This window comes from Chlamydia psittaci 6BC, from assembly GCF_000204255.1.
Classification (GTDB): Bacteria; Chlamydiota; Chlamydiia; order Chlamydiales; family Chlamydiaceae; genus Chlamydia; species Chlamydia psittaci.
On record NC_017287.1, the window covers coordinates 671,968 to 685,009 of the forward strand.

Sequence of the window (13,042 nt, forward strand, 5' to 3'; positions counted from 1 at the left end):
CAATGTAGCACAGTGGAATAAGTCACAGTGTCTTTCTGTTAAAAAAACGACATTGAAGGTATTTGCTTTTTTTATGAAATACACATGGAGGTTGATTGCTGTTGTATTCACGTCTTCAATTTTAGGAGGCTGTTTTTCAACGGCCTTAAGATCGTCAAAAACCCTTACGATTGCCATCCATGACGACCCGGAATCTTTATCCCCTGATCAAGCAAAACGCGCTTTAGATCTCTCTGTATCTAAACTCATTTTCGAAGGACTGACAAGAGAAAATCCCCATAAACATAATCAAGTAGAATTTGCCCTAGCAAGTCATTATACCGTATCAGCGGACGAAAAAACCTATACTTTCTTTATCAAACATGAGGCTTTATGGAGTAACGGCACTCCAATTACCTCTCAGGATATTACGCGAGCGTGGCAACATGCAAAAACTTGCTCTCCTCACCACAAAGCATTTGAAGGTATTGATTTTAAAGCTTGCTCACCATCTAGCATTACCCTAACACTAGATTCCCCAAATTCTAATCTACTGCAATTACTCGCTTTCCCCGCATTTTCTGTTTTCAACCCCGAAAATTTGAATATATTTAGTGGACCTTTCCAATTAATCACTTACAATCCTGGACATTGCCTTTTACTAGAAAAAAATCCTCACTACTATGATAAAGACAAGGTCCTTATCTCCTGTGTTAACTTATTAGTTATTCCGGATTTATATACCGGAGCCCTTTTACAAAATCGTGGGAAAATTCACTGGTTAGGACAGCCCTGGCATCAGGGATTGACAAAGGAACTAAAAGAAAATACTCCCTATCACTACACTTGCTACCCCGTAGAAGGAGCTTTTTGGCTTGTACTGAATACAAAAGATCCGGTTTTATCTCATATTCATAATCGCTATAGATTAGCCGCTGCAATTAACAGAGAAGAAATTATAGATTATGCTCTACAGGGCAACCAAGATCCCGCTTATACACTATCTAGACACTCCTCTCCACAGCACTCACACAAAAAGCAAAAACTCATTACCCCTACAGAAAAACTGACTCTAACCTACCCTTCAAATATTTTACGATGTCAGCGCATCGCAGAAATTCTTAAAGAACAATGTAAATCCGTAGGTATTGAGTTATTTCTTGAAGGATTGGAATACCATGTTTTCCTAACCAAAAGACAAATGTGTGATTTTACTATAGCTACGGCAACAGGAGTCGCCTATTACCCAAACGCCTCGCTAATCCCACAAGCAGATAGGTTAATTAAAAACTTAGAGATTATTCCTATCTACCATATGAGCTACGATTATATCACTATATCTCCAATAGAAAAAATTATTCATAATGCTTCTGGAGCCGTCGATCTTAAATACGCACGCTTACCTTAAAAACTCGCCCACAACACAACAAGAAATACAAAAATCTTTTTTTTTCAGACCCAAAAAATTGGCAATTATTTTTTGAATCAGTAATCTAACTCCAATTTGCTATTTAACTTTAGGACGATCCCGTGGTGCACCGACTTAGAAAACACTATGCTCTCTACTTCCTCTGTTTGTCTAGTTTGCTTCTCACGAGTTGTCATCATCGACATTCTCAAGAAAATACAGAGCGATGCTTAAGAATTGGAATATCGTATGATCCTGTTTCAATAGATCCTAGATGTACGTATCTCAAAAAAGATGTTTCCCTAGCCAAAGCCCTTTATGAAGGCTTAATTCGAGAACGCGTTTCTAACGATGTGATCCTGGGAATAGCGGAAAAATATACAGTGTCTAACGAAGGCTATGTGTATACCTTCAATCTGAGAAATACCTTATGGAGTAATGGGGATCCATTAACAGCTTATGATTTCGAAGAATCTATAAAACAAATCCACACGAAAAACCTCCCGATATCCTACCACAACCTTCTATACATTATCAAAAACTCTAAAGCAATTATGGAAGAGGGATTACCTATAGAAGAATTAGGAGTCAAAGCTCTGGACGCGAAAACATTAGAAATTACCCTAGAACATCCATCTGAAAATTTCATTGAGATGCTCGCTCATCCGTTGTTTTTCCCCGTCCACCGTTCTTTAAGAGAGCACTATGCCAACCCTAAAAACCAACATACCTATATTTCTAATGGCCCTTTTAGCTTGAGTGATGTGCAACCTCAAAAACATCTGAAAATGCAAAAAAATATCCATTACTACGATGCAGACAAAGTGAAACTCGATACTCTAGTCTTTACCATCATGTCAGACTCTCATACTGCAGCAAAATGCTTTAGAAATAACCTGATTGATGTTTTAGGAAATCCGTGGATAGCAAAAATCCCACAAGAAATGTTGAACAATACACCTAAAGAAATCACACATATTCATCCAGTTTGCTCAACTTCTCTACTGATCTATAATCTCAACATGCCTGTACTACAAAATAAAGCTCTAAGGAAAGCTTTAGCCTATGCTATTGATAAAGAATCCCTCCTTCCTCTACTCAACTCAGCAAGAATTGCCCATTCTTTTTTACCTCCAGAACTGTCCGAAATCCATGATCAACAAGTACTAAGCAAAGAACAACGAGAAAAAAAAGCCCGAGAATACTTTGAAGAAGCAAAATCTACTCTATCAGAAAAAGAACTCGCGGAACTCTCTCTTATTTACCCTCAAGAATCGAGCGTTTTTTCGTTCATAGTTCAAGAACTCTAACAACAATTTAAAAATGTTCTCGGTATACACATACCCATTCAAGGCATTGAGTACTTTTGTTTTTTAGAAAAAAGAAATAAAGGAGAGTTTTATCTATCTGTAGGAGGATGGATTGCAGAATACCTCCATGCGAGAAATTTCCTTACTATACTGGGGAATCCAGAAAATAAAGAGACGAGCCACCAATTAGGAAAGTGGAGTAATCAACAGTTTAACAACATCCTAGAAAAATACCATACAGCAACATTCACTAAGGAAGATCAAATCCTAGCCGAAGAACTTATCGAAGACGATCTTCCCGTATTTCCCCTATATCATTTCAACTATATTTACCTTTCCCATCCACGAGTCAAAAACCTCAATATCTCCCCTTTAGGACATGTTGAACTTAAAGACGTGGAAGTTCTTCCTATATAACGCAGCCTCTAAAAACTTTTTCAAAAAATTATAATGATTTCTTACAAACTAAAATATTTTTATATGCAAACACCTAGTTTTAAGATATTTAATTAAATGATATATTGATAGAGCGACTCTAATTACACAATTGAGTAAAATAAAAACCGCCTGTGAAAACCTCGAGTAAGCATCAAACATGCTGTTTAAATAGACGATAAAAACAATGCATAAATTCCTAACACCCATTCTATCGGTTATTCTATTTCTGGGGATTTCACCGCTATGCACAGGTTGTTATACACATACTGCTAAACACCAGAACTCTCTAAAGATAGCGATTAGCCATGATCCTATGTCTTTAGACCCTAGAAGTGCTTGTCTAAGTAAAGATATCTCGATAGCCCAAGCTCTCTACGAAGGCCTTGTAAGGGAACGTTCTGCTCATCCTGAGCTCGCTCTTGCACAGTATTACACAATATCTAGCGACCAAACAGTCTATACTTTTTATCTTAAAGAGGCTTCATGGAGTAATGGAGATCCTGTAACTGCTTATGATTTCGAAGAATCCATAAAACAAATTCATAATCTCGAAGTAGCCTGCTCTTCTAATTTTCTTCTCAGTGTGATTAAAAATTCGCATGCTGTGATGAGCAAACAGCTACCTGTAGACACCCTGGGAATTCGCGCAATAAATGCATCGCAATTAGAAATTACCTTAGAAAAACCTATTCCCCACTTTTTAGAAATTCTTGCCTATCCGATTTTCTTCCCTGTACATAAATCCCTCAGAGAATTTTCTGCCTCAAAGGGAACCAAACTCCCGAATATCACTAATGGCCCTTTTCTCATTGAAGATTACCAACCTCAAAATAAACTGATCATTAAGAAAAATCCTCTGTATCACGATAAACAAGCGGTGCATCTGGATACCATCACTTTTCAAATTGTTCCCGATACCCATACAGCTACACAACTTCTTCAAAAAAATCTGATTGACTGGGTGGGTTCCCCGTGGAGTTCTCCAATTTCTAAAGAAGACCAACATCATATCCCAAAAGATAAGTTGCACAATTACCCCGTTCTAGGAACGACAGCTCTAATATGTAACCTAAAACATAGCCCAACTAATAACTTAGCCCTACGAAAAGCCCTGGCCTATGCCATTGATAAAACTACCTTATTACAGTTTATCAGCCATGGAAAAGTCGCCGAACATTTCCTACCGCCGGAACTATCACAACTCCCTAAACAATCAGATCAATCACCAGAAGAACGCAAAGAATTAGCACGCGCGTATTTTAAAGAAGCTGAGAAAGAACTCTCACTCAAATGTATCGCAGAATTATCGATTATTTATCCTTTAGAATCTGCATGTCTGAACGCTATCGTTCAAGAGATACAACAACAAATCAAAAACGTTCTAGGGATTCATATCCCTATCCAAGGTATGGAATATCATTGTTTCTTAGATAAAAGACGTCGCGGAGACTTTACCTTAGCCACCGGAAGATGGATAGCCGACTATCCGAGGCCAACATCGTTCCTTTCCATTCTCGGAAACCTTAAAAATGACGAGCCAACAAAATCACTAACAAAATGGGAGAATGCCCAATACAATCGTATCCTGAAAACTCTACTTTCAAAAGATGAAACAATACAAGATCAAATCATAGCAGAAGAACTCATCGAAGAAGATCTTCCTATTATTCCTCTGTACCATTTTGAATATACCTACGCAGCTAACCCCAAAATTCACAACTCCTACACCTCATTACTCGGACATATCGACCTGAAAGAAGCAGAGATTTCAAAATAATATGCACATCTTATAAGTTTAAAAAACGTCTTGGGTTTTTACTTAAGTCAAACAAAATATTGACTTAAACTCGAAAAAAAATATCTTAACGGCGACTCTCCACTCGGATCAATGAATTATTTTATATTGAAGCTACGATAAATCAGAGATATAATATTTGAGCTTAGGTAAGGTTCTAGATCATGAATCCTTATTGACTTATCAATGACATTAAAGGTGTAGATAATGTTCCGTTATATAAAGAAACGCCTGGTATTTAACTTGCTTTCTTTATGGATTATCCTAACCCTAACTTTCCTCGTCATGAAAACCATTCCTGGCGATCCATTTAATGATGAAAGTAGCAACACCTTATCACAAGAAACTCTACAGATCCTTAAGTCTCGCTACGGATTAAATAAACCCCTATATCAGCAATACATTCATTATCTCAAATCTTTAGTCACGTTAGATTTTGGAAACTCCCTTGTTTACAAAGATCGCAGCGTAACAAGCATTATCGCGACAGCATTTCCAGCATCAGCAATTTTAGGACTTGAAAGTCTCCTACTTTCGATTTCCGGAGGCATATCCCTAGGAACTCTGGCAGCATTAAGAAAGAAAAAACAAGGGCGCTATATCCTTCTTTCTTCCATTTTACAAATTTCCATTCCAGCTTTTGTCTTAGCCACAATGCTGCAGTATATTTTTGCAGTAAAAATCCCTATTTTCCCCATAGCTTGCTGGGGGAATTTCTCCCACACGATTTTGCCCTCCCTTGCTTTAGCCATAGCGCCGATGGCCTTCATCACACAATTAACTTTCTCATCAGTATCTTCAGTCTTAAATAAAGACTATGTGTTGCTCGCCTATGCTAAAGGACTCTCTCCAATAAAAGTTATACTTAAACACATTCTTCCCTACGCAGTGTTTCCCACGATTTCCTACGCTGCATTTCTTGTGACTACAGTTATGACAGGAACATTCGCTATAGAGAATATTTTCTGCATACCCGGTTTAGGAAAATGGTTCGTCTGTAGTATTAAACAACGCGATTATCCAGTAACTCTAGGATTATCGGTATTTTATGGCGCTTTCTTTATGTTAGCTTCCCTACTTTCAGATCTCATACAAGCAATGATAGATCCCCAGCTGCGCTATTCCTATAAGGAAGCTGATAAAGAAGTGAGTTTTTCTCAAGAAAGTGAACATCTCTAACAAAATCCATAGCATTTAGGTGAAGAATAAACAGAAATTCAAAGAAAGAAATAAATAAGGCTATTGAAAAACTTCATGGACATTCCTTCAAAATCTTCTCAACTCACTCTATGGCAACGTATGAAAGGAAATACCATGTTTATGGTAGGAGCTTCATTGCTAGCAACCTTAATCATAGGAGCAGTTCTTCTTCCATGGATTTACCCTAATTACGAACAGACATCTCTAGAACACACCCTACAACAACCGGGAAGAATGTTTCCTTTTGGAACTGATTCTCTAGGGCGTTGCATGCTAGCAAGAACGGTTCAAGGTTTGCGCCTGTCCCTTCTTATTGCGGTTACGGCCACCCTGATCGATGTCTTCGTAGGACTATTTTGGTCTACAGTAGCCTTATCCTCGGGGAAAAAAGTTGCTTTCCTCATGATGCGCATTACAGAAATCTTATTTTCGATTCCTAGAATCCCAGTCATTATTCTTCTTCTTGTGATTTTTGATCACGGAATCCTTCCTTTGATTCTTGCTATGACACTGACGGGGTGGATACCCATAGCACGAATTATATACGGACAATTTTTATTATTAGAAAATAAGGAATTTGTGCTTTCCGCGAAGACGATGAACGCCTCTACATTTCATATTCTCAGGAAACACTTACTTCCTAATACGCTAACCCCTATCATCTCCACATTAATCTTTACTATTCCTGGAGCTATTTATACAGAAGCGTTTATTAGTTTTTTAGGCTTAGGTATCCAACCTCCTCAAGCTAGCCTAGGCACATTAGTAAAAGAAGGTATCAACGCTATTGACTACTACCCATGGCTATTTTTCTTCCCCTCATTTTTCATGATTACGCTCTCGATAAGCTTTAACCTCATCGGAGAAGGAGCAAAAGCACTATTCATCGAGGAAAATTCCCATGCCTGATACCTTACTCAACATACGAAATCTTACGATAGCATCAAACAATCCACGTAGATTGCTCATAGATAATCTCAGCCTTTCAATAAAAAAACGGCATAGCCTAGCGTTAGTTGGTGAAAATGGATCAGGGAAGACAACAATTACTAAAGCGATTTTGGGTTTCCTTCCAGATAATTGTGAAATCTTAGAAGGAGACATCTTCTTTGAAAATACAAATTTAAAAACCCTGTCCTATAAAAAATTCCAAAAGATCCGAGGAAAGAAAATAGCGACAGTATTGCAAAATGCTATTGGATCTCTGACGCCATCTATGCGTATAGGAGCTCAAATTGTAGAAACCTTACGACAACACAATCCCATAACAAAACAAGAAGCTTATGCAAAAGCTTTAGAATTACTCTCAAGCGTATGCATCCCGAATCCCGAACGCTGTTTTCACCTTTATCCTTTTGAATTAAGTGGGGGGATGCGGCAACGTACCGTAATCGCTATATCTCTAGCGAGCTCTCCAGAGCTTATTCTTGCTGATGAGCCAACAACAGCTCTAGATTCTGTGTCTCAGGCTCAGGTATTGCGTATATTGCGTAAAGTGCATAAAGAACATCATACCGCGATGTTGTTAGTGACGCATAATCTCGCTTTAGTCACAGAACTTTGTGATGATATCGCAATTATTAAAGATGGCCAACTTGTAGAAACAGGCAGTGTAAAAGAGATCTTTTCTTCTCCACAACACCCCTATACAAAACGTCTTCTGAAAGCTGTATCAAAAATTCCTCTAACCGCTAGCTCTTCGCCCATTTTAAAAGCGAAGCTCGAAAATTTAAGAAATACAGATACTTTGCAGACAACATATGACTAACTTAATTACCATAAAAAACCTATCCATTTCCATTAGGAAGCAGGTCATTCTCAATGACATTAACCTAGAACTCAAAAAAGGAGAATGTCTAACCGTTGTCGGTGCAAGTGGTTCAGGAAAGTCTTCTCTAGCTTTGGCAATTTTAGGATTAATGCGGCCGAATCACGGGACGATTACCTTTCATGTTGACCCGAAAACGCCCAAGGCAAAAACAGTACAAATTGTCTGGCAAGACATACACTCGAGCTTAAATCCTACAATGAGTGTCGAAGACCTTATTTTAGAACCTCTCCATATCATAGGAACCTACTCTAAAGAACAACAAAAAGAAAAAATCCTAAGCGTCTTACGTCTCGTTAACTTACCTTTATCAGTATTACGATTAAAACCTTATAAGCTTAGCGGAGGCCAAAAACAACGCGTGGCAATTGCAAAAGCTTTAGTTTGTGAGCCTGATCTCCTTATTTGCGACGAGCCAATCTCCGCTCTAGACACCCTAAATCAATCACTAATCTTAGAACTTTTCCAAACAATAAAACAGCAATGTGAAAGCACGCTTCTATTCATTACCCATGACATGTCAGCAGCATACTATATTGCAGATACCATTGCTGTTATGGATAAAGGATCTCTTGTAGAATACGCACCTAGAGAAAAAATTTTCATGGATCCTAAACATAAAAAAACCCAAGAACTTCTGGATGCTATCCCCGTATTTTCTCTAGAAGATACCGAATGTCACCACAGCGATACAGCTCATGAGAAAGTACTCATTTAAAAACCAAACAAAAAATTAGACACGGCCTGAAAACCTAAAGTTCTTTGTAGTATGTGAAAAGTTATGTATACTGCGATCCACGTTCATTTTATGATTTGCCTGAATTAGATGTTTGTAAAGCAACAATTGCAAGGATACAAACAGTCTTGTTTAACCACCTAAAGATCTATGACTCAATAGCATAGGAAAACTGTTATCGAGCCCTTTAGGCATTACGTGTAAATCGTTGACAGGAAGAAGTTGAGCGTGCTACGAATCAAACTAACCGCCGTTAGAATGGAGCATCATTGACGATGGAAATTTCTCATATCTTGGAAGACCTCGCTTACGACGAAGGGATACTTCCCAGAGAAGCTATAGAAGCTGCGATCGTCAAACATGCACAAATCACTCCCTACCTACTTCAGATTCTTGAAGACGCTACAGAACGCGTCCCGGAATTAATCAATGACGGTAGTTATCAAGGGCATCTGTATGCCATGTATTTGCTAGCACAGTTTCGAGAAACTCGAGCTCTTCCATTAATTATTAAGCTCTTTTCTTACTCCGATGATACACCTCATGCAATTGCTGGTGACGTTCTTACTGAAGACCTCTCAAGAATCCTGGCAAGCGTATGTGACGATGAATCTTTAATTAAAGAGCTTATAGAATCCCCAGGCATTAATCCTTATGTAAAAGCCGCAGGAATTTCTAGTCTTGTACATCTTGTAGGAATAAAAAAAATCTCTAGAGAGGCAACTATCCGTTATTTTGGAGAACTGCTAAACTATAGATTAGAAAAAAGTCGTTCTTTTGCTTGGGATAGTCTCATTGCTGCTATATGTGCTTTGTATCCCGGAGAATTATTCTACCCGATTAGCAAAGCTTTTAATGCCGGTCTTGTAGATATAACTTTCATAAGCATGGAAGATGTAATAAATATCATAAATGAAGAAACTATTGAGTCCTGTCTTCAGGAACTTTTGTCCTCACCAGAACTCATTAACGACACCCTAGAAGAAATGGAAAAATGGCTCGAAGATTTTCCTATAGAGCCTTAAACCCTCTCGGGATTTTCCAACAGACTATAACGCAAAGAGGTCCCAAGTGAAAAAACAAAAACGGTTCCTGTCTCTTTTATTTCTCACATTCGTACTCTTAGGCATATGGTTTTGTCCTCATCCTGAAGCAATAAACCCCAACGCTTGGCATCTATTTGCTGTATTCACAACGACAATTCTAGGTATTATCCTGCAGCCCGTACCTATGGGAGCCATAGTCATTATCGGGATTTCTACACTGCTACTTACTCAAACATTAACTCTAGAACAAGGTCTTTCAGGATTTCATGATCCTATAGCCTGGCTGGTCTTTCTATCATTTTCCATAGCAAAAGGCATTATTAAAACAGGTCTCGGAGAACGCGTTGCTTACTTTTTTGTCAGCATCTTAGGGAAAAACCCTCTGGGATTAAGCTACGGGTTGGTAATTACTGATTTTCTCTTAGCGCCTGCGATTCCTAGTGTTACAGCACGATCCGGGGGGATTCTCTATCCGGTAGTTATGGGACTATCAGAATCTTTCGGCAGCTCTGCAGAAAAAGGAACAGAAAGCCTGATTGGCTCCTTCCTCATTAAAGTCGCCTATCAAAGCTCTGTAATTACCAGCGCCATGTTTCTGACTGCTATGGCTGGTAACCCCTTATTAGCAGCTTTAGCAAGTAATGCAGGCATAGCTCTTACCTGGGCAACATGGGCAAAGGCAGCAGTAATCCCCGGATTACTGAGTTTAGTACTTATGCCTATAGTCCTCTATAAGCTGCACCCACCGACAATTACATCTTGTGAGGAAGCCATCCGCACAGCAAAATTACGTCTTAAAGAAATGGGCCCCTTGAAAAAAGGCGAAAAGATCATCTTGATGATTTTTATTTTGCTTGTTGTTCTATGGACATTCGGAGACCTACTAAGAATATCAGCGACCACAGCAGCATTAATTGGTCTATCCCTGCTTGTCCTGACAAATATTTTAGATTGGCATAAAGATGTCATGGCTAATACAACTGCCTGGGAAACATTTATTTGGTTCGGTGCTCTTATTATGATGGCGTCGTTTCTCAATCAATTAGGTTTCATTCCTCTAATTGGAGATAGCGTAGCCTCAGCGGTTACAGGACTATCGTGGAAAATAGGCTTCCCTATCCTCGCCCTGATGTACTTTTACTCACATTACCTATTTGCAAGTAACACAGCGCACATCGGTGCCATGTTCCCTGTATTTCTCGCTGTTTCCATAGCCTTAGGGACCAACCCCATTTTCGCCTGTTTAGTACTAGCCTTTTCCAGTAACCTGTTTGGAGGACTCACTCACTATGGTTCGGGACCGGCACCCCTATACTTTGGTTCGCAACTCGTTTCTATTAAGGATTGGTGGCAATCTGGTTTTGTTCTAAGTATTGTCAATATTGCCATTTGGGTAGGTATCGGCAGCCTATGGTGGAAAATTCTCGGTCTTATCTAAGAAATATCCTCAAACGGCGAGAGGGAAAACCTTCTAAAAAGAAGGTTTTCTCTTATTCGATAAAGAAAAACACAGCGAATTTACGAAAATACTGTATATGCACGTGAACTCCAATGATCTCAACGACGTAGTTATCCCAGGTACTCCTCCCCTCCCGAGGGAACTACAAAAATTCCCCTCTTTGATTCCAACAAATGATTTACGATTTTCCCCTAAGTTTGATGCCGACGTTGCTAAGCTTTTCCCGAATACCTATGACAGTCCTTACCTAAAATTTACTTCAGGAACTCTTGACCAACCTGTTCGTCCATTAAAAGTAGGTGTGATGCTATCGGGAGGTCCTGCTCCCGGAGGTCATAATGTTATTTGGGGATTACTTCATAGCTTAAAGAAAATACATCCCGACAGCTCGCTCATTGGCTTTCTTAATAACGGCCAAGGGATTCTCAATAATCATACAGTAGAAATTACCGAAGAATTCATGGAGTCTTTCAAAAATTCCGGAGGATTCAACTGTATAGGCACAGGAAGAACAAACATCATCACTGAAGAAAATAAAGCCCGATGCTTAAAAACAGTACAAGCTTTAGACCTTGATGGTTTAGTAATTATTGGCGGTGATGGTTCGAATACAGCAACGGCTATCCTAGCAGAATACTTTTCTCAGCATCATCCTAAAACGTGCGTTGTAGGCGTCCCAAAAACTATTGATGGAGATCTTCAACATCTATTTTTAGACCTTACCTTTGGATTTGATTCAGCAACAAAATTTTATTCCTCCATTATTAGCAACATTTCTAGAGATACGCTATCTTGCAAAGCGCATTACCACGTGATCAAGCTTATGGGACGCTCTGCATCGCACATTGCTTTAGAATGCACTCTACAAACCCATCCAAATATCACTCTTATAGGAGAAGAAATCGCAGAAAAGAATGTGCCTCTAAATACGATAATCCATAAAGTCTGTTCGATCATTGCTGATAGAGCCGCTATGGGGAAATACTATGGGATTATTCTTATTCCTGAAGGCATTATCGAATTCATCCCTGAGATTAACAACCTTGTTAAAGAAATCGAAAGAATCCCTGAAGATGCGGATAAATTTTCTTCTCTATCCCGTGAATCTCAAAAATTACTAAAAAGCTTCCCAGAAACTATCGCTAAACAACTCCTTAATGATCGTGATGCTCACGGGAACGTCTATGTATCTAAAATCAGCGTGGACAAATTGCTTATCCACCTTGTAGATAACCACCTGAAGAAACATTTTAAAAATGTTCCGTTTAATGCGATTTCTCATTTTTTAGGTTATGAGGGAAGGTCGTGCCTACCCACAAAATTCGATAATACCTACAGCTACGCCCTAGGATATGGCGCAGGAGTTCTTACGTATAACCGCTGCAACGGCTACCTCACTGTCATCGAATCACTGATTAATATTGTAGATAAATGGCGGCTACGCGCTATGCCTATTGTAAAAATGTTCACAACAAAGAAAAAGTCGGATGGAACTATAAAACCTCTGATAAAGAAGAGTTTAATTGATATTAGCAGTCCTGCTTTTATTAAGTTTAAACTCTATAGAAAAATATGGGCTCTAGAAGATTCTTATCGTTTTTTAGGACCATTACAAATTGACACCCCGCCCAACTCTCATTCCGATCATTTCCCTCCTCTTACTCTCCTCCTCAATCATAATGAATGGCAAAAAAGGTGTTCTATATGTATGGAAATTCCTGACTGCGATTATTAATTTCCGCTAGCGATATAACAAGATGATACCATGAGAAATTCGAGTTTATTCTCGACGAATTCTTTTTAAAAAATTAAATTCACGCATAAATACCCTCTTAAACCTATG

At 38.8% G+C, this 13,042-nt stretch carries 9 protein-coding genes and 1 pseudogene; all 10 read left to right on the top strand.

The genetic code is table 11. The features are described from left to right. Positions 1 to 73 precede the first annotated feature (73 nt). The 10 genes and pseudogenes from G5O_RS08125 to G5O_RS08170 all read left to right on the top strand — a co-directional run bounded on the left by G5O_RS08125 (position 74) and on the right by G5O_RS08170 (position 12,934). A complete protein-coding gene (locus tag G5O_RS08125; RefSeq protein ID WP_006343266.1) occupies positions 74 to 1,387 on the top strand; it encodes an ABC transporter substrate-binding protein in 1,314 nt (437 codons plus the stop codon). A gap of 122 nt (positions 1,388 to 1,509) precedes the next feature. Then, positions 1,510 to 3,114: pseudogene (locus G5O_RS08130) on the top strand (peptide ABC transporter substrate-binding protein). Positions 3,115 to 3,319: 205 nt separating this feature from the next. Beyond that, complete coding sequence (locus tag G5O_RS08135) at positions 3,320 to 4,912, top strand: peptide ABC transporter substrate-binding protein (RefSeq protein WP_006343268.1); 1,593 nt, start codon at positions 3,320 to 3,322, stop codon at positions 4,910 to 4,912. Between the two features lie 225 nt (positions 4,913 to 5,137). Beyond that, a complete protein-coding gene (locus tag G5O_RS08140) occupies positions 5,138 to 6,109 on the top strand; it encodes an ABC transporter permease (protein ID WP_006343269.1) in 972 nt (323 codons plus the stop codon). A 75-nt stretch (positions 6,110 to 6,184) separates the two neighbouring features. After that, positions 6,185 to 7,039 carry an ABC transporter permease gene (locus tag G5O_RS08145; protein WP_006343270.1) on the top strand — a complete coding sequence of 285 codons (855 nt, stop codon included), beginning with the start codon at positions 6,185 to 6,187 and terminating at the stop codon, positions 7,037 to 7,039. Then, complete coding sequence (locus tag G5O_RS08150) at positions 7,032 to 7,898, top strand: ABC transporter ATP-binding protein (RefSeq protein WP_006343271.1); 867 nt, start codon at positions 7,032 to 7,034, stop codon at positions 7,896 to 7,898. Before G5O_RS08145 ends, G5O_RS08150 begins: the two co-directional genes overlap by 8 nt. Continuing rightward, on the top strand, positions 7,891 to 8,676 hold the full coding sequence (locus G5O_RS08155) for an ABC transporter ATP-binding protein (RefSeq protein ID WP_006343272.1): 786 nt from the start codon (positions 7,891 to 7,893) through the stop codon (positions 8,674 to 8,676). The genes G5O_RS08150 and G5O_RS08155 overlap by 8 nt, the downstream gene beginning before the upstream one ends. Before the next feature lie 287 nt (positions 8,677 to 8,963). Further along, the gene (locus G5O_RS08160) at positions 8,964 to 9,719 is read left to right on the top strand and encodes a DUF1186 domain-containing protein (protein WP_014518394.1); all 756 of its coding nucleotides are present in this window, start codon (positions 8,964 to 8,966) and stop codon (positions 9,717 to 9,719) included. Between the two features lie 46 nt (positions 9,720 to 9,765). Next, the gene (locus G5O_RS08165; RefSeq protein ID WP_006343274.1) at positions 9,766 to 11,178 is read left to right on the top strand and encodes an anion permease; all 1,413 of its coding nucleotides are present in this window, start codon (positions 9,766 to 9,768) and stop codon (positions 11,176 to 11,178) included. Positions 11,179 to 11,275: 97 nt separating this feature from the next. After that, entirely contained in the window at positions 11,276 to 12,934 is a 1,659-nt protein-coding gene (locus G5O_RS08170; protein ID WP_006343275.1) for a diphosphate--fructose-6-phosphate 1-phosphotransferase, read from the top strand. Positions 12,935 to 13,042 lie beyond the last annotated feature (108 nt).

What these genes read in the sequence shown, in the direction of transcription:
- G5O_RS08125 (WP_006343266.1), top strand. Translation starts at nt 74, where the DNA reads ATGAAATACACATGGAGGTTGATTGCTGTTGTATTCACGTCTTCAATT.
- G5O_RS08135 (WP_006343268.1), top strand. Translation starts at nt 3,320, where the DNA reads ATGCATAAATTCCTAACACCCATTCTATCGGTTATTCTATTTCTGGGG.
- G5O_RS08140 (WP_006343269.1), top strand. Translation starts at nt 5,138, where the DNA reads ATGTTCCGTTATATAAAGAAACGCCTGGTATTTAACTTGCTTTCTTTA.
- G5O_RS08145 (WP_006343270.1), top strand. Translation starts at nt 6,185, where the DNA reads ATGGACATTCCTTCAAAATCTTCTCAACTCACTCTATGGCAACGTATG.
- G5O_RS08150 (WP_006343271.1), top strand. Translation starts at nt 7,032, where the DNA reads ATGCCTGATACCTTACTCAACATACGAAATCTTACGATAGCATCAAAC.
- G5O_RS08155 (WP_006343272.1), top strand. Translation starts at nt 7,891, where the DNA reads ATGACTAACTTAATTACCATAAAAAACCTATCCATTTCCATTAGGAAG.
- G5O_RS08170 (WP_006343275.1), top strand. Translation starts at nt 11,276, where the DNA reads ATGCACGTGAACTCCAATGATCTCAACGACGTAGTTATCCCAGGTACT.